The organism is Celeribacter litoreus (assembly GCF_020165855.1).
GTDB classification, from domain to species: Bacteria; Pseudomonadota; Alphaproteobacteria; order Rhodobacterales; family Rhodobacteraceae; genus Celeribacter; species Celeribacter litoreus.
This window is the reverse complement of record NZ_JAIUFY010000013.1, coordinates 221680-238102: the sequence shown is the minus strand read 5'-3', so window position 1 is coordinate 238102 and position 16423 is coordinate 221680. Positions and strand designations below refer to the sequence as shown.

Annotated in this window: 16 protein-coding genes; 2 read left to right on the top strand and 14 right to left on the bottom strand. The window is 58.5% G+C overall.

Annotation, left to right across the window (positions count from 1 at the left end; all coding sequences use genetic code 11):
• Positions 1 to 5: 5 nt before the first annotated feature.
• The 8 genes from LA304_RS13210 to LA304_RS13175 form a co-directional block, all read right to left on the bottom strand.
• Positions 6 to 929, bottom strand: coding sequence for an isopenicillin N synthase family dioxygenase (locus tag LA304_RS13210; protein ID WP_224503632.1), 924 nt, complete (start codon positions 927 to 929; stop codon positions 6 to 8).
• Positions 930 to 1188: 259 nt separating this feature from the next.
• Positions 1189 to 2199 carry an ABC transporter ATP-binding protein gene (locus LA304_RS13205; protein WP_224503631.1) on the bottom strand — a complete coding sequence of 337 codons (1011 nt, stop codon included), beginning with the start codon at positions 2197 to 2199 and terminating at the stop codon, positions 1189 to 1191.
• Positions 2200 to 2204: 5 nt separating this feature from the next.
• Positions 2205 to 3482 carry an MGH1-like glycoside hydrolase domain-containing protein gene (locus LA304_RS13200; protein WP_224503630.1) on the bottom strand — a complete coding sequence of 426 codons (1278 nt, stop codon included), beginning with the start codon at positions 3480 to 3482 and terminating at the stop codon, positions 2205 to 2207.
• On the bottom strand, positions 3479 to 4690 hold the full coding sequence (locus tag LA304_RS13195) for a carbohydrate ABC transporter permease (protein ID WP_224503629.1): 1212 nt from the start codon (positions 4688 to 4690) through the stop codon (positions 3479 to 3481). Before LA304_RS13195 ends, LA304_RS13200 begins: the two co-directional genes overlap by 4 nt.
• Complete coding sequence (locus tag LA304_RS13190) at positions 4687 to 5934, bottom strand: carbohydrate ABC transporter permease (RefSeq protein ID WP_224503628.1); 1248 nt, start codon at positions 5932 to 5934, stop codon at positions 4687 to 4689. The genes LA304_RS13195 and LA304_RS13190 overlap by 4 nt, the downstream gene beginning before the upstream one ends.
• A 75-nt stretch (positions 5935 to 6009) precedes the next feature.
• On the bottom strand, positions 6010 to 7359 hold the full coding sequence (locus LA304_RS13185) for an ABC transporter substrate-binding protein (protein WP_224503627.1): 1350 nt from the start codon (positions 7357 to 7359) through the stop codon (positions 6010 to 6012).
• On the bottom strand, positions 7356 to 8498 hold the full coding sequence (locus LA304_RS13180) for a LacI family DNA-binding transcriptional regulator (RefSeq protein ID WP_224503626.1): 1143 nt from the start codon (positions 8496 to 8498) through the stop codon (positions 7356 to 7358). The genes LA304_RS13185 and LA304_RS13180 overlap by 4 nt, the downstream gene beginning before the upstream one ends.
• 209 nt (positions 8499 to 8707) lie before the next feature.
• The gene (locus LA304_RS13175; RefSeq protein WP_224503625.1) at positions 8708 to 10474 is read right to left on the bottom strand and encodes a PQQ-dependent methanol/ethanol family dehydrogenase; all 1767 of its coding nucleotides are present in this window, start codon (positions 10472 to 10474) and stop codon (positions 8708 to 8710) included.
• 213 nt (positions 10475 to 10687) lie between these two features.
• On the opposite strand from LA304_RS13175, the gene LA304_RS13170 reads away from it, so the two are divergent.
• Complete coding sequence (locus LA304_RS13170) at positions 10688 to 11665, top strand: ABC transporter substrate-binding protein (RefSeq protein ID WP_224503624.1); 978 nt, start codon at positions 10688 to 10690, stop codon at positions 11663 to 11665.
• Between the two features lie 46 nt (positions 11666 to 11711).
• A complete protein-coding gene (locus tag LA304_RS13165; RefSeq protein WP_224503623.1) occupies positions 11712 to 12308 on the top strand; it encodes an ABC transporter ATP-binding protein in 597 nt (198 codons plus the stop codon).
• 11 nt (positions 12309 to 12319) lie between these two features.
• Here LA304_RS13165 and LA304_RS13160 read toward each other — a convergent pair whose 3' ends face one another.
• The 6 genes from LA304_RS13160 to LA304_RS13135 all read right to left on the bottom strand — a co-directional run bounded on the left by LA304_RS13160 (position 12320) and on the right by LA304_RS13135 (position 16423).
• On the bottom strand, positions 12320 to 12706 hold the full coding sequence (locus LA304_RS13160; RefSeq protein ID WP_224503622.1) for a c-type cytochrome: 387 nt from the start codon (positions 12704 to 12706) through the stop codon (positions 12320 to 12322).
• Between the two features lie 155 nt (positions 12707 to 12861).
• Positions 12862 to 13431 (bottom strand): tetratricopeptide repeat protein, encoded by a 570-nt coding sequence (locus LA304_RS13155; RefSeq protein WP_224503621.1) that lies wholly within the window; start codon positions 13429 to 13431, stop codon positions 12862 to 12864.
• An 80-nt stretch (positions 13432 to 13511) separates the two neighbouring features.
• Entirely contained in the window at positions 13512 to 14303 is a 792-nt protein-coding gene (locus LA304_RS13150; RefSeq protein ID WP_224503620.1) for an ABC transporter permease, read from the bottom strand.
• Positions 14300 to 15013 carry an ABC transporter ATP-binding protein gene (locus LA304_RS13145; RefSeq protein ID WP_224503619.1) on the bottom strand — a complete coding sequence of 238 codons (714 nt, stop codon included), beginning with the start codon at positions 15011 to 15013 and terminating at the stop codon, positions 14300 to 14302. The genes LA304_RS13150 and LA304_RS13145 overlap by 4 nt, the downstream gene beginning before the upstream one ends.
• Positions 15010 to 15453 (bottom strand): cupredoxin domain-containing protein, encoded by a 444-nt coding sequence (locus LA304_RS13140; RefSeq protein WP_224503618.1) that lies wholly within the window; start codon positions 15451 to 15453, stop codon positions 15010 to 15012. Before LA304_RS13140 ends, LA304_RS13145 begins: the two co-directional genes overlap by 4 nt.
• Before the next feature lie 10 nt (positions 15454 to 15463).
• Positions 15464 to 16423 carry a YVTN family beta-propeller repeat protein gene (locus tag LA304_RS13135; protein WP_224503617.1) on the bottom strand — a complete coding sequence of 320 codons (960 nt, stop codon included), beginning with the start codon at positions 16421 to 16423 and terminating at the stop codon, positions 15464 to 15466.

Genomic DNA, 16423 nt, shown 5'->3' with positions numbered 1-16423 from the left:
GTCTCTTACGCCGTGGTCCGATAGGTTTCTCCGAGCCGGGTCCGGAGAAACTCGCCTGCACGCATAGGTGCGTGGCGCGGTGCTCCGGTCGTCGGCAAAGGCGCGATCATGCTCTCCGAGTTCGGGTAGAGATAGAACGCTGCGAGATGCCTGATCTTTGACTGGTGCGACATGCGGTGAGGCACAGAGCGATACTGATCATTCGTCCAATGCATCAGAACGTCCCCGACCATGACGATCAGATCACCCGGATCGTGGGGCAACTCTCGCCAAGTTCCGTCTCTCGACTGGAATTGAATGCCCTCCGCCTGATCCGTTAGTACAAGCGTCAGCGCCCCGTAATCGTATGTCGCCCCACCCGCAACTGCAGGTTCCGTCTGGGATCCTCTTGCGGGATAGTGCGAGAGCCGCAGCGTCGCCATCGGTTCTGAAAAATGCGGCTGAAAGAACCCATAGGGCAGTTCGAGATCGCGCTCGACTGCGTGCATGAGCCCACGCCCCAACCCAAGAACTTCTTTATAAAAGTCCCTCATCACATCGCGAAAACGATCACATTCGGGCCAGATGTTCGGCGGATTGAATGCATCGCCGAGATCAAAATCCGCCTTTTGTGAGGGAAGGTCCATCCCCATGCTGAAGCTCTCTTTCTGTGGAGGGCACCCGTCCGCACCCCCGACAACTTCAACACCCTCAGCGGCCCGCCCTCTGTTCGCCCATCCACTTTGCATGGAGACCCGCGACTTCTGATCTTCGGGTTGCGAGAAAAACTCATCGCTGACTTCGAGAACTTCGCGCAGCAAACCGCGCGGAATTCCATGTTCTTTTAAAAGAAAGACGCCGTCGCGACGGCACGCTTCCCCCAATGCATCCGCAAAGCCTCCCGGGTCCTTTCCGGAGGCCTGAAGCCGGAAATCCAAAATAGGTATCATCAATTTTCCTTCATTCGCCTGCTCCTCCTCCCACCTCGATCCGCAGGCTGATCATGAGGTAGAGACAGGTTACGTTGCGGAAGGAAAACGGGGACGATTAAATCGAAATCTGGGCAGACTGTTCTGGCTAATTGATCAATCTATGAGCACGTTTCATCATTGTAGAACACTTTAAATGCGAAAATTCGGCACTTTCAAATTAGAAAGCCGCCCCCGTCATCAAACGGGGACGGCTCATAAATCACCGTTAAGGGGCGCGTTATCGGATCGCCAACCCCTCTTCATCGAAGAGATGCGTCCGGCCCTCACCGAACTTGAGGCCCACTTTTTGCCCCGGCTCGTGCGGCGCATCGCCGAGGTCGCGGACGGTCATCTGACCCGCGCCATTCTCCGCATCCACAATCACGTAGGTATCGGCACCTAGATATTCGACCACATCAACAGTGCCATCGAGATCGCCCTCACCGGCAGGCACGATGGAGATGTGTTCCGGCCTGATCCCGAGATCTTTGCCTTTTTCTCCGAGCCCCACAGACATCGCCGGGATCACGTTCATCTTCGGCGACCCGATGAACTGCGCCACGAACAGGTTGCCGGGACGCTCATACAGTTCCTTCGGCGTGCCGAACTGCGCGATCTTACCGGCTTCGAGAACCACGATGCGGTCCGCGAGGGTCATCGCCTCAACCTGATCGTGCGTCACGTAGATCATGGTCGATTTCAGAGACCGGTGGAGCTTTGCCAGTTCGTAACGCATTTCGACCCGCAGCGCAGCGTCGAGGTTGGACAGCGGCTCATCGAAGAGAAACGCAGTGGGGTCGCGCACGATCGAGCGTCCGATCGCGACACGCTGACGCTGACCACCGGAGAGGTCCTTCGGACGGCGGTCCATGTAGTCGGTAAGCTTGAGAACGCGCGCGGCCTCATCGACCTTTTTGGAGATCTCTTCTTTCGGCTCACCGGCAGCCTTCAACGCAAAGCCGACATTGTCGCGCACGGACATGTGGGGGTAGAGCGCGTAGCTCTGAAACACCATCGCGAGACCACGCTTCGAGGGTGGCTCCGCGGTTGCGTCGCGTTCGCCCACAAAAATCTTTCCGCGAGAGGTCTCTTCGAGGCCCGCGATCATCCGTAGCAACGTGGACTTCCCGCAACCGGACGGACCAACGAAGATGATGAACTCACCCTCTTCAATCTTCAGATCCACACCTTTGATCACTTGCACACTGCCGAACCATTTCTCGACGGCTTGTAGCTCGATACTCGACATATGAATTACTCCTTCCCTGCCGGTTGCGTGGCGCGTCCAATTCCGCACCACGTCAGCCAGACGGCGGCCGTCCAGCCAAAGGATGCTCCGCCACACGGCGTCCCATCCATCGGATCATAATATTCCCAGAACCCACCCTTCTCGATGAGCTCGGCGGTTTCGTTTCTCAATCTGGCTTCTGCTTGCGTGCGCCCCATGTCCTTGAGACCCATGGCGATCAGCGAGTTGACCACTGGCCATGTCGGCCCGCGCCAGTAGCGCCGCGGCTCGAACCGCTCACTCTCCGGATCGGCGGAGGGGATGCCAAACGCAACCTTGTCCCAAACCCGCGCAAAATGAGCGTCCAGAGCGGGACGCGACACACCCGCGAGATAGGCGAGGAACGCACCCGACCCCAAGACATTGGCGTATTGCCCCGTCCGAACATCGTAGGCGTCGAACCAACCCCTTTCCTCGTTCCAGAGCTTATCCAAGCCGTCCCGCAACTGCGCCTGCTGCGCCTCAACGGTCGTCGTGTCCTCATCAAGGAGGCGAGCCAATTCGAGGAGGTCCGCAAAGGCCCGCAACAGAACGAAAGTGATGCCGGGATCGGCCATGAGGAACGGTCCGTTCTCGACCATCTCTCGATCTTCCCAATTCACTTTGCGCCCGAACGCGAGGATGGCGAGATAGCGGTCGTAGTCCCATTTGAGCGGACGCTCGGCCTCTTTCACATGGCTGGTATCGCGGCGGGTGTAGGGGTCTTTTTCGTCAATGGCGACGCCTTCCATCCCGATGTCCCAATCAGGACAGTTGTCGCGTCCGGACTCCCACGGGTGGATAATCGCAACCGGACCGTCCTTGCACCGCTCCCTGATCCACCAATCATGCCAAGCGACGAGCTTTGGATAGAGCGCCTTCACCCGCTCGAACCCGACCTCGGGATCCATCTCGTAAATCTTGCGGATCAGTGTCGCGGCGACTGGCGGCTGCGAGATGCCGGAGGTCGGCGGTTCATGCGTCGCGCCCCAGACTTTCGGCCCCGGGAAATAATCGGGGTCCACCTTGTGAAAGATAATGTGCGGCACCATTCCAGTGTCCCATTGGGACGCAAAGAGGAGATCGACCTCCCGCCATGCGCGCCCGATGTCGAAGGTCGCATAGCCCCACGCAGAGAACATACTGTCCCAGTTCCACTGGTAGGGATAGAGGCGCGCCGTCGGGATCGTATAGCCGCCGCGATCATTCCCCATGAGGACACCGCGGGCAGCCTGATCATTCGGTTTTATCGCAGACTGTGTCATCCCTTCACACTCCCCGCCGTGAGCCCTTTGGTCATGAATTTCTCAAGACCGAGGAACAGCGCCATGATGGGAACCGTCGCGATGACCGAGCCCGCCATAAGGTGTTGTCGCGGAATCTCCGACGAGTTGAGCGAAGCAATCCCGCGTGTGAGTGTGAATTTCGACGGGTCATCAAGCAGCATGAAGGCGAGCAGGAACTCGTTCCATGCGATCATAAAGACATAGAGCGAGACCGACGCCAACGCCGGCAGTGAGAGCGGCAATGTGATTTTCCAGATCACCTGCAAACGGGAGAGACCGTCCATCAGGCCGGCTTCCTCAACCTCGCTCGGCAGGCCGCGGAAATAGCCCTGTAGCATGTAGAGCGCGACAGGGATGGTCGTCACAGGATAGATCATCACGATGCCCGTGATCGAGTTCCGCAGTCCCATCATCGAGAACGCGATGTAGATCGGAAGCGCGAGCACGATCATCGGCACCATGTAGATGAGCAGGATGGAGCGCGAGAACGCCGCCTGCCCACGGAAGCGCAAGCGTGCAACGGCGTAGGCCCCGGGGATTGCGAAGAGGAGCGTGATGAAAACTGTGAGCACGGAGATGTAGAACGAGGTCCACATGTAGGAACCGAAGTTGAAGTCGCGCACCAGTTCGACATAGGACCGGAACAGCCCCCAGCCCTGAGACAGGTCGATGGAGAAATCCAACGGGTTCTGCATGAGCTGCGACTGGTTCTTCAGGCTGGTCATCACCATCACGTAGAAAGGGATCACCACAATCGCCGTAAAGAAGATGTAGCCGAACCCTTTGAGCGTGCGGATGACGGCTTCTTCAAATTCGTGGCGTGTCAGCGCGCCGAGAGTGAGTTCCTCAACGAAGACCTTGAGCGGCCAGCCAATGCCGAGGCCGAGAACGGCGGCGGCAAAGACTTGGGACACGAGAGAGACGTCCCCAGACAAGACCGGCCCGACGCCGGCGAGGAGCGAGATGAGGTAGACGACACCCAACACAGCAGACGCGATCCAGATCGTCCCTCCCCACACGAGCGCGAGGCCCGTCGGGATGCCGAAGATAATTGACCAGATCAGCGAGGGTTTGAATGCCTGCCCAGTCGCGAAACTCATCGCGACACTTACGGTCACGGCAATGATGAAGGTCCAGATCAGGCCCAACAGCGGGCCGGTGATGTAACCGAAACGGAGATGTTTCATAGTCCCTCCTCCTTCGACATGAATTTGAAGAAGAACACGGAGAACAGCAGCAAACAGGCAAAGATCACCACCGCCACCGCCGCACCTGCGCCAATGTTCGACACGGCGAAGGCCTGTTCATACACGTTCACAGTCAGTACCCGCGTCCCCGCGTTGCCGCCGGTGAGCAGGAAGATGTCGTCGAACTTGTTGAACGTCCAAATGAAGCGCAGCAGGAACAGGACCGACAGAATGCCGAGAAGCTGCGGCAGGCTCAGATACCAGAACTGCTGGAACGGAGAGGCGCCATCCATGTCGGCGGCCTCGTACATATCCGTCGGGATCGACTGCATCCGCGCCAGGATGAAGAGGAAGGACAGCGGGAAGTAGCGCCAAATCTCGAACAACGTCACCATGATGAGGGCCAAAGGCCGCTCACCAAAGAAGTTGATCGCCTGATTGGTCACGCCCATCTGGATCAACAGCGCATTGGCGGAGCCGGAGAAGGGGTCAAACAGCAGGATCCACGCAAAGGCCACCGCGATCACGGGGGCCACATAGGGGAACAGGTAAAGGCCCCGCAGGATGCCTTGCCCTTTGAAAGAGTGGTTGAGCAGCATGGAGGCAAACAGCCCCATGATCATCGCCCCGAGCGTGCCGAAGACCGTGTAGAATAGCGTCACGCCAAGAACGCCCCAGAACTCGCCGCCATCAAAAACGGAGACAAAGTTCTTAAAGGTGAATTCGGCGTTCGTGAGCACGAAGGACGCTTTGCCGTCCACCTTGACCGGCTCAGCCTCGACATCGCCCTCAGTATCGAACCACGCCTGCTCGGTGATAACTGGAATATTCAGCGTCTCGCGGAAGCCGCCTTCCCAATCCCCGAGATTACAGGAAAGCATCCCTTCCGCGATCTCGCACCGCGGATCGAGATCACCTGCGAGCGTGAGCCCATCGGGCCATGTGTCCTCAAGGGTCACGCCGGAAATTTGAGAGGTCGGAGAGGAATTCCGAAGCCGGTATCTGAGCGTCGCCTCGTCGCCCGCTTCCGCAGGGCGCCCACGCAAGTCCTCGCGCACGACAGCTTCAGGGGCGCGGAGGTCAGAAAGTGAAACGGGTTTGACCGAAATCCAGAAAATTGCGAGCAGCGGCAGTAGCACCACAAGCGAGACGGCAAGAATAGTTGGGGTCAATAGCCCCCAGGCAAGCCGCGCTTCTGAACGGGCCAGTGGCCCTGTCCCGCGCGGGGGTCCGATGTCCGACATGGAAAGCTCCCTGTCCGATGTTAGGAAAAGAAAGGGGCGCGACAGATGCCGCACCCCAGAATTGCAAGCGCGCGATTACTCGATTGCGCCGAGCTCTTCGTTCATCTCGGCGACGGCGGTTGCCGCGTCGATTTCACCGTCGATGAACTCACGCACGACGCGGTTGATCGCTTGGGAGTTGATCATCTTGGAGGCCAGAGTGAGCTGTCCTTCTTTGACACCCCAACGCTGGGCCACGTCCAGACCGCCAACGATTTCGTCAATCATGTCAGCCGCGTAGAGATCGCCGAGTGGAGCCTTGCGGTCCACACCAACCGGAAGCTCAGCCCATGCTTTGGAGAAGGCTGCCGGATCTTCCGCGTTGCCGCGGCGAACCGGGAATTTGCCTTCCGGTGCGATGGAGAGCGTCTGCGTGTAGCCCTCATCCATTGAGAACATCACGAACTCCTCTGCTGCATCGGTGTCCGCATCGGTCGTGATGCCGAAATAACGGATGTCACCCCAAGCTGCGCCATCCGGATTGGACGGACCGGAGAAGGTCGTCACGATACCAGTCTTAGAAGCAAGTTCGCCAGAGGTCGGATCGTCGTTGATGGTCGGCGGAGCGCTGTCACGCAGACCGGCCAGTTCGTCGAGGATGAACGGCGACCAGATGATCATTGCCGCGTTGCCCGAGAAGTAGAGCGTTCGGGACTGATCCCAATACAGATCACCCGGAGGGGAGGCTTCCGCGATGGCTTTGTAGAAGTTCAGGACCTCGGTGGTTTTTGCTTCGTCCAGCGGCATAAAACCGTCTTCACCGACCGGGCTTACGCCGTTGGCGAGGAACACGTGCTCAAGCACCTGAGACATGAAGTTTTCGTCCACTTTGGTCGCAGCGACGAAACCATACATTTCCGGCGGGTTGTGCAGAGCTTCGAGAGCGGCTTCCACTGCGGCATAGGAGGTCGGAGCCTCAAGGCCAGCGGCGTCAAAGAGGTCTTTGCGGTAGACGATCATCTGCGTCCAACCGTCAACAGGAACGGAGGCAAAACCGTCGTCCATCGCCGCCATGTTCAGAGCGCCCGGCGCAAAGGTATCTTCGCCAAGCTCTTCGATCACGTCGGTCGCGGCATCGGTATCGAGGATACCGGCTTCGGCCCACGGCAGAGCGTATTGCAGCGTGTGATAGATCACATCCGGCAAATCGCCCGCAGCGAACGCAGCGGTTGCGCGCGTGCCGAGTTCAGACTCGGTAACAGGAATAACTTCGACTTCGGTGCCGGTCTTTTCTTCAAAAGCCTTCGCCATTTCTTCTTGCTTGGCAAGACGGTCCGGCTGCTCCTCAGTCGTCCAGAAGCGCAACGTGTCTGCACTCGCTGCGAAACTGGTAAGCGCGAGCGCCGTCGCGGCGCTGGCCATCAGAAATTGCTTTTTCAATGTCATCTCTCTCTCCCTGAGTTTTGATGAGAATGGATTAGTTGACCCTGAAACGGGGCCAAACGATGCGCGAGCTGCTCCGGCGACAAAACCGGTGCACCCGTGGACCCAGCCCGACACAGATGTGACTGGAGCAGGGTTTGAACCACAGGCGCGTCAGGCTCGCGAATTCGGTCAATGAACATGGTTCCCAAGGCGACGCCCGCCTTGCGATTATCGATAGAAAAGGTCGACAGATGCGGCCACATGGCCGAGGCCTCGGGCGAGCCGTCATACCCGATGACGGAAATCTCCGAGCCAATTTTGAGGCCAATCTGATTTGCAACTTCATAAACGCCTCGCGCGAGAGTATCGGTCGCGCAAAGGACGGCGGTGGGCGGCTCATCGAGCGCAAGCAAACCGCGGGTCGCCTCGGCGGCGTCCTCAGCGCTCACGACGCCTTCTTTGATAAGAAAAGGATCGGGCACCAAACCTGCCTCATTCATTCCGCGCAGATATCCGTCGCGGCGATGGTGAGAGAAGGCATAATGCGTGGCTGACCCGATGTAAGCGATCTGTTGATGCCCGAGATCGACAAAATGCTGAACCGCTTCTCGCATCGAGAGCTCACTCTCGATATCAAAATAGGATAGATTTTCGTAATTTTTTGGACGCCCGTAACAAATAAACGGGATTTTTTCGGCCGACAGCAGGGCGATACGCGGGTCTTGCCAGAGCACACGCGGAAGGATGAACCCGTCCGCCTTTTGCTGTTGCACCAAACTGCGCATGATCTTGAGCGTGTCGGCTTCTGTTTCGGACGTCGCGACGGTCAGGGTCCAGCCCTCGTATGAGGCGGCCTGCGTGAGACCTGCGAGAAATTCTGCGAGGAAGGGGCGATGCGCGTCCTTTTGGGACAGTTCCACGACGAACCCAATGGACCGGCTCCGACCCGTTTTGATCGCCTGCGCGTGTGTGAGAGGGCGATACCCCATGGCCTGCGCGGCACGCACGACACGAAGGCGCGTCGCTTCCGAAATGTCAGGGTAACCATTGAGGGCGCGAGACACAGTTCCCTTGGTCAGACAAAGTGCCTGAGAAAGATCAGTGATCGTAACCCGCGCGTTGTTGCGGGAGCGTCGATCCAGTTTCGTATCTGACCGCAATGATTCTCCTCCTGGCGCCAACACTTAGGACCGAAACCGGTTTCGGCAACAAAGTTTTTACCAGACGGCCAGAAAAATTGAAGAAACCCAGCAGTGCGTAAATGCGCAGGCGCAATGCTGCGTCGCAGAAAAGTGTGAAAAAATGCAGGATATACAAAAACACCCCGCAAAAGAGCGGGGTGTTCAAATCTTTCAGTGCTTTTCGAAACTTAGTTGGCGGAGGCCAGTTGCTTCGGCAGTTTGAAGGTCCAAACAGTGCCACCTTGGTTCAGGTAGTTCACTTTCTTGGCCACTTCGCCACCCCAGAGCGGAACAGCGCCACCCCAGCCGGATACGACAGAGACGTACTGCTCACCGTTTTGTTCCCAGGTCACAGGCTGACCAACGATGCCGGAGCCGGTCTGGAAGGACCACAGTTTCTCACCGGTTTCGTCGTCGAGGGCAATGAACTCACCTTCAGGTGTGCCAAAGAACACGAGGCCGCCAGCGGTGGTCATCACGCCACCCCAGAGAGGCGCATCGTTCTTGAAGTTCCACTTGATCTCGCCGGTATCCGGATCGATCGCTTTCAGAGAACCAATGTGATCTTCGAAGATCGGTTTGATGGTGAAGCCAGCGCCGAGGTACGCAGCACCTTTTTTGTAGGCGATCGGCTCGTTCCAGATGTCCATGCCCCATTCGTTGGACGGCACATAGAAGTTACCGGTGCGCTGGGAGAACGCCATCGGCATCCAGTTCTTACCACCGAGGAAGGACGGCACGGAGAAGACCATCTCGCCTTTTTCAGCTTCGAGCGGGTTCCCCGGACGGTTTTCTTCGTTGTAGATCGGGCGACCGTTTTCATCGATGCCTTCGGCCCAGGAGATATCTGACACGAACGGGGCGGCAGAAACAAATGCGCCATCTTCACGGTTCAGGACGTAGAAGAAGCCGTTGCGGTCGGCCGTGCCGTAGCGCTTATTGCCATCACGGTCGGTGTAGGCCACCACTTCGTTCACACCGTCAAAGTCCCAGCCTTCGCGCGGTGTGGTCTGGAAGTGCCATTTGATCTCGCCGGTGGCCGGATCGATGCCGAGACGGGAGGCTGCGTAAAGGTTGTCGCCGGTGTTGCCCTCTTTCGGGGTGCCCGCGTCACGGAGGTGCGAGTTCCACGGCGCAGGGTTGCCGGTGCCGAAGATCAAAGTGTCGGTGTCGGCGTCATAAGAACCGCCGAGCCACGTTGCGCCACCGCCGGTTTTCCACATGTCGCCCGGCCAGGTTGCGTTCAGCGTGCCGGTCATCGTGGACTCTTCGCCGTTGAGCGTGCCCATGTGACCTTCGATCACCGGACGGGTCCAAACCAGATCACCGGTTTCAGCGTCACGGGCCTGAACTTCGCCAACGATACCGAATTCACCGCCGGAGTTACCAGTCACGACGAGGCCGTCAACAATCAGCGGAGCTGCCGTGTAGGAGTAACCTTCTTTGTAGTTGGCGATCTTCTTGTTCCATTTCACGTCGCCGGTTTTGAGGTCCAGCGCCACGATGCGTGCGTCGAGCGTGCCGAAATAGATGTTGTCGCCGTAGATCGCGCCGCCGCGGTTGATCACGTCACAGCAGGGAAGGATGCCTTCGGGAAGGCGGGCGTCGTATTGCCAGATTTCCTTGCCGGTCTCGACGTCGATGGCATAGAGGCGCGAATAGGAGCCCGTCACATACATGATGCCATCATGGATGAGCGGCTGGGTTTCCTGACCGCGCTGCTTTTCACCACCGAACGAGAAGGCCCACGCAGGAACGAGGTTTTGCACGTTGTCTTTATTCAGAGTGTCCATCGGGGAGTAGCGCTGCAGATCGCGGCCCATCCCGTTGGTGAGAACGTCGCCCGTGGTGCTGGCGTCATTCAACAGATCTTCTTCAGTCACGGCCGCGAAGGACGCGGTCGCTGTGCCAACACAGAGCACAGCCGCCAAACTGGCGGATACGAACTTTTTCATGAGTCTTCCTCCCTTTGATCTGCCCTTGGCACCTCTTGAAGCGAGTCTTCACCATCGGCAGCACTGTGTCGTATCGTGGGTCACGAGGGCGTGAGCTTTAAATTGGCCATTGGTCGTAAATCCGCTACGACCCACCCCTTTTCGGCCCGTGCTTTGGTCGTATTTCCACCGAGACCTCTCCCTCCTACTCTCGAAATTCAGGGAGGACTCACCATGACCAAATTCATCAAAGGGCTATCTATCCTCACGGCCGCCGCAGTTATCGCCGGCTCCGCGAAAGCAGAAGACACACCGACCCTCAAAGCCGCTCTCTACATGTCCGGGACCGTGGCGTGGGAGGTCGACACTATCCAACACAACGGGTTCGACTCCGCGAACGGCTTTACCCTTGAGGCAATGGATGTCGCTGGTGGCCCCGCGTCTCGCGTTGCCCTTGCGGCAGGCGAAGTGGACATGATTGTTGCCGACTGGCTGTGGGTCGCATCCCAGCGCGCAGAGGGCAAAGATTATGTCTTTATCCCGTATTCCAAAGCGGTCGGTGGCATCTATGTCCCGAAAGACAGCAATGCACAGAGCCTTGCAGATCTCGCGGGCGGAAAAGTCGGGATCGCAGGTGGTCCGAACGACAAAAGCTGGCTGATCCTACGCGCCTATGCTGAGAAGCAGAGCGGGCTCGACCTAAAAGGTGAGACGGAACAGGTCTTTGGCGCCCCACCTCTGATTTTTAAAGCGGCTCTTGGTGGTGAGTTGGATGGTGCGATCAACTTCTGGCATTTCGGTGCGAAGATGGAAGCCTCCGGTATGCGCCTCCTGACATCGACCTCCGAGGCTGCGGTTTCTCTCGGCCTCAACCCGGACACCCCCTTGCTCGGCTATGTGGTGCGCGGAGAAGTTCTCGAACAGCACCCCGAAGTAGTCGAAGGCCTCTCCCGCGCCTCGCGTGCAGCGAAAGAGTTGCTCGCGAAAGATGACGCCGCTTGGGATCGCTTGCGCGATCGGATGAACGTGAAAAACGACGCACAATTCGACGCTCTCAAAGCCGGCTGGATTGCGGGCATCCCTGCAGAAGGCTCCGTCTCCAAAGAGGACGCAGCAAAGATGCTGTCTCTCATGGCCGATCTCGGCGGTGAGGACCTCGTTGGCAAGGCAACCACATTGCCGGATGGCCTCTTCTACGAACCGTCGTCCTGAGCCGATGCAGATGTCATTGGACATCACTCACAGCGAGGGGGAGCGCATGCGCCTCCCCCTGAGCCTGCGGCTCGAAGAAGTGCGCGCAGGTGGGGCTCCAATCCTCGGAGCCATTCGGCTTGATATCCTCCCGAGTGAAACCGTTGCACTGACCGGCCCGTCGGGTGTCGGCAAGTCGACCCTGCTGCGCGTGATTTCGGGACTACACACCGACTATACCGGAGACGTCCGGCGGCCCGAACGGATTGCGACGGTTTTTCAAGAGCCAACGCTGCTCCCGTGGAGATCGAGCCTCCAGAACATAACGCTCACCACCGGCTGCTCCCGCGACACGGCGATGAATTGGCTCGCTGCGGTTGGATTGCAGGACAAGGCCGATCACTTCCCTACGCAGCTCTCCCTCGGCCAACAGCGCAGACTTTCCCTCGCCCGCGCCTTCGCAGCCGATCCAGAGTTGCTTTTGCTCGACGAACCCTTTGTCTCACTCGATCCCGCCCTCGCGGACGAGATGATGAGCCTGTTCGAGAGCCTTCGAAGCACTCATCAGGTCACAACCCTACTGGTGACACACGTGGAGTCAGAGGCCCGCCGATTGGCAACGCGCCACTTGCGGCTGGCGGGCCAACCGGCCCACCTGACCTGACCGCTCTTCCGTCACTCGGTCAGCGACGCCAGATAGCTCACAATGAAGTCCTGAACGGTCGGATCACTGACGCCAACGTGGCGCATCTTCGTCCCTGGGACGAGACCGTCGTTATCTTCCATCCATGCGCGAATGGCACCTTCCGTCCAAACGAAGCCTGCATTCTGCAGAACCTCAGAGTAGGGGTAGCCCTCAAAAGAGCCGGCTTTCCGACCGACGACGCCATTCAAAAGCGGACCATAGCTCGCCCGATCCGCATCAACGGAGTGGCAGCGGTGGCATTCCTTATCGAAAAAATCCTCACCGGCAGAAATCTTGAGCGCGTCATATTCGCCCGCTTGCGCAGTGATTGCGAAGAAAGCCGGGACAACGGCTGCAAACATAAATCCTGATTTCATAAGAACCTCCTAAGGCGCTTTCATGTTCGAAAGCACCTTCGCGGATTGGCCCGTTCAAAGGCTTGATCTCGCGCAACAGCACGGGGCGACATTGGTCGAAAGACGCCTACGACCAAAGTCGTAGGCGTCTCCCTCAACCCTCCCCCTGGAGGAGTTCAATATAGTTGGAAATACCGCCATTCATCGGCATCAGGCGTGACCTCATCGAGATCATATTCCGCCGCTTGCAGTCGCTTGGCCACCGGCAACCCATCCCGCGCGGCTTCATCGACCAAAGCACGACCTGCCTCCGGATCACGCGCCACACCCCAGCCGCGCATCAGGTCCAGACCGTGATTGAACTTGCCGACCGGATCGCCTGCCTCCGCCGCTTTGCGGTTCCACTCGGCCGCGGCTTCGAGGTCCTGAGGGCCGCCCAAACCGTTATCGTCGAGTTGGCTCATCCACGTCATGGTCCCTGTCCACCCCGCGTCCGAGCAATTCGAGAACAATTCTCGCGCCAATTCGTGACGGCCGGATTTCGTGACGAGATACCCCTGCGAACAGAGCACCATGCCGGTCTCACCCTGCCTGATCTTGTCCATAACCTGAGCCATCGACATCTCGTGCGGGTTGAGAATGCCGTCTTCAGACACTTCTGTGTCCGGCCCGAGATCCATCGCCTTGTCCTCAGCCCAAAGCGGCAGGGCGAGACACGCCCCGATGATACATACGCTCACTCTCATGATGGCGCCTCCCTTTGATCCAAGGATGCCAGAGACACAGCACTTCCCGAATGCGACCAAGGTCGGGTCGAATATGCGACCTAGACTTTACGGGAAATCAGTCGCTTGGCCGGATTGTATCCCCAGAGCGCTAGCCCGAGGAACACCGCGAGAGCGACGAGCGTCACCGCCCAGTTGATCCAATCAACCTTTTGGTAGAGCGCGAACCGGATCATTTCGACGCCATGCGTGAACGGATTGACCAAACATATGTCGCGCAAAAGTGCCGATGCTTCCGCCATTTTCCAGAGCGGGTAGAGCGCGGATGAGAGGAAGAACATCGGGAAGATCACGAAGTTCATGACGCCTGCGAAGTTCTCCAATTGTTTGACGGTCGATGACAGCGCAATGCCGAGCGCGCCGAGCATCAATGCAGTGAGGAACAATGCGGGCAGCGCGAGGATATAGCTCACCGGCGCAAAGGTGATCCCATACATTGCGCAGACGGCGAGAAAGACATAGGCCTGCAGCACCGAAATCACCGCCCCCGCGATGAGCTTGCACGACAAGAGCCACCATCGCGGCACCGGTGCCGTGAGCAAGAGGCGCATGGTCCCCATCTCCCGATCCATGACCAATGACAGAGAGCTTTGCATCCCGTTGAACAACAGGATCATTCCGCAGAGACCCGGCACGATGTAGCTCTCATAGGTGATGTAGGTCTCATAGGGCGGCGTAATCGACAACCCGAGCGCCGCGCGGAAACCGGCGGCAAAAACGAGGAGCCAAATCAACGGACGGACGAGTGCAGCAAGCATCCGTGCGCGCTGGCCGAAGAAGCGGAGCAACTCGCGCTGACAGATCGCAATCAAGGCTGTGAGCGCGTTGTTCATGCGGCCTCTCCCGTCAGAGACAGAAAGCGGTCCGTCAGGTCAGAGCTGGTTTCCTGCGCGTAGCCGTTTTCGAGAACCGCCCCACGATGGAGAACAACGAGCCGATCCCCAGCATAGACCTCATCCGTCAAATGCGTGGCCCAGAGGACGCTCAATTTCGTGTCCTGTGCCAGCGAATGGACATGATCCGTGAGGGACTTCCGACTGGCGGCATCGAGACCAACGGTTGGCTCATCGAGCAACAGCACCTCCGGCTGATGCATCAGCGCCCGCGCAATTTCGAGCCGCCGTCGATGCCCGCCGTTGAGATCGCGCGCGCGCTCCTTCGCGCGCTCAACCATTCCGAGTCGCTCCAGCGCCTCTTGCGACGCAACGCGCGCGGCCTTACCCACGATACCGTGCAGTCCTGCGAAATAGAGCATGTTCCGCCAAACCGTCAGATCGAGATCGAGCGTCTGCTGCTGAAACACGACGCCCATACGCGACAAGGCGGCACGCGGCGCTGTGGCGATATCCGATCCAGCAATTTCAATCCGCCCCTGACGCGGTGAAACCAATCCGGTGAGCAAGGCAAAGAGCGTCGATTTCCCCGCACCGTTCGGCCCGAGCAGAGCACAGAACTCGCCGTACGCGACATGAAACGAGACGTCATCTAGCGCCCGCTTCTTGCCCCAGTCGTGGGAGATATGTTCGACGCTCAACCCCATCACTCGATGGTGATGCTTAGACGTTGAAGATCGCCCTTGGACTGCGGAACTCTTAACTCATAGCTGCCGGGCTTGATCGCAACGAAGCTGACTTCCATCGTACCGGCCTCATCGAATTCGAAACTGTCCACGCCGAGGGGGCGGATTTCGATCCCTTCTATGACAATCTCGTCGATCCAGATCGCACGAAAGAAATCAGCTCCCGCAAGCGCAAGCTCCTGCGACCCGTCGGCCTCAATCTCGATCTCATAATAGGTGCCGGATTTGAGTTTCAGCGGAGCCTCAGCCAACGGCTGTCCTGCTGACAAAAGGATCAGAGGCAAATCCTCGGAATTGGTCGCGGACAGAATACCCGCCATTCCGAAAATCTTCTCCTCATCGTGATCATCCGCAAACGCCGATGTCGCTGCGAACAGCGCCGCCGCCAGTGTCAGATATCGCATGATGCTCTCCTCAAGGCTTCATCGCCGCGCCCCAAGGGAAGCGACCGACTTTGATCGTTTTGACCGGCTTTCGCGAGGCGACATCAATCACAGTGACGTCCCCACTCACGCCGTTCGTCGTGAAAAGTCGCGTATGGTCCGGAGAAAACGCGAGGTGCCAAACACGGCGCCCGACGAGGATGTAGCCCTCAACTTCGAGCGTCTCCGCGTCGATGACAGCGACATGGTTGGACGGACCCAGCGCGACGAAGGCGGTCTTGTGATCCGGCGTGAATTCAAAACCCACGGGCTGGATCAGGTCAGGATGCACGCCCTGAATTTCGAACCCGATCTTTGCTTTTTCCTGCTGCGTGGCCGTGTCGAAGATTGAGATCGTCCCACCGATCTCTGCTGACACCCAAAGCTCAGTTCCCTCATTCACGAATTCCGCGTGGCGCGGGCGCGCGTCGACGAGGGAGTTGGCGTAAATCTGATGCGACTCCGTGTCGATCCAATGCGCCATGTTGGTGGTCTCAGAAGTCGTGATGACGGTCTTTCCGTCCGGCGACACTGCCATTCCTTCGGGTTCAATCCCGACGTTGATCTGCGCGACGACCTTGCGTGTTTCAACATCCACAACTGTGGTCACAGCGTCGTCTTCGTTCGCGATCCAGAGATGACGGTTGTCGGGCGCGAGCACGAATTGTTCGGGGTCTTCACCGGACGGCAGGTCGTGCAAAATCTCGCCCGTGACGGGGTCCATCACCTGCACCGCATCACTGTCCGAGGCGCAGATATAAAGCCGTGAATAGTCCGAGTTGAACGTGATCCCGCGCGGTCGCTCCCCCGTCGGGATGGTGCGTGTGACCTCGAGCGTCTCTACGTCGATCACACTGATCGTGTCGTCCTTCTCATTACTCACCCAGATTTCCGCCGCGAGCGTCGGCGACGCCATCAACAGGCATGCGGTGGTCAGTAGAAACCGTTTCAT

What these genes read in the sequence shown, in the direction of transcription:
- LA304_RS13210 (WP_224503632.1), bottom strand. Translation starts at nt 929, where the DNA reads ATGATACCTATTTTGGATTTCCGGCTTCAGGCCTCCGGAAAGGACCCG.
- LA304_RS13205 (WP_224503631.1), bottom strand. Translation starts at nt 2,199, where the DNA reads ATGTCGAGTATCGAGCTACAAGCCGTCGAGAAATGGTTCGGCAGTGTG.
- LA304_RS13200 (WP_224503630.1), bottom strand. Translation starts at nt 3,482, where the DNA reads ATGACACAGTCTGCGATAAAACCGAATGATCAGGCTGCCCGCGGTGTC.
- LA304_RS13195 (WP_224503629.1), bottom strand. Translation starts at nt 4,690, where the DNA reads ATGAAACATCTCCGTTTCGGTTACATCACCGGCCCGCTGTTGGGCCTG.
- LA304_RS13190 (WP_224503628.1), bottom strand. Translation starts at nt 5,934, where the DNA reads ATGTCGGACATCGGACCCCCGCGCGGGACAGGGCCACTGGCCCGTTCA.
- LA304_RS13185 (WP_224503627.1), bottom strand. Translation starts at nt 7,359, where the DNA reads ATGACATTGAAAAAGCAATTTCTGATGGCCAGCGCCGCGACGGCGCTC.
- LA304_RS13175 (WP_224503625.1), bottom strand. Translation starts at nt 10,474, where the DNA reads ATGAAAAAGTTCGTATCCGCCAGTTTGGCGGCTGTGCTCTGTGTTGGC.
- LA304_RS13170 (WP_224503624.1), top strand. Translation starts at nt 10,688, where the DNA reads ATGACCAAATTCATCAAAGGGCTATCTATCCTCACGGCCGCCGCAGTT.
- LA304_RS13165 (WP_224503623.1), top strand. Translation starts at nt 11,712, where the DNA reads ATGCGCCTCCCCCTGAGCCTGCGGCTCGAAGAAGTGCGCGCAGGTGGG.
- LA304_RS13160 (WP_224503622.1), bottom strand. Translation starts at nt 12,706, where the DNA reads ATGAAATCAGGATTTATGTTTGCAGCCGTTGTCCCGGCTTTCTTCGCA.
- LA304_RS13155 (WP_224503621.1), bottom strand. Translation starts at nt 13,431, where the DNA reads ATGAGAGTGAGCGTATGTATCATCGGGGCGTGTCTCGCCCTGCCGCTT.
- LA304_RS13150 (WP_224503620.1), bottom strand. Translation starts at nt 14,303, where the DNA reads ATGAACAACGCGCTCACAGCCTTGATTGCGATCTGTCAGCGCGAGTTG.
- LA304_RS13140 (WP_224503618.1), bottom strand. Translation starts at nt 15,453, where the DNA reads ATGCGATATCTGACACTGGCGGCGGCGCTGTTCGCAGCGACATCGGCG.
- LA304_RS13135 (WP_224503617.1), bottom strand. Translation starts at nt 16,423, where the DNA reads ATGAAACGGTTTCTACTGACCACCGCATGCCTGTTGATGGCGTCGCCG.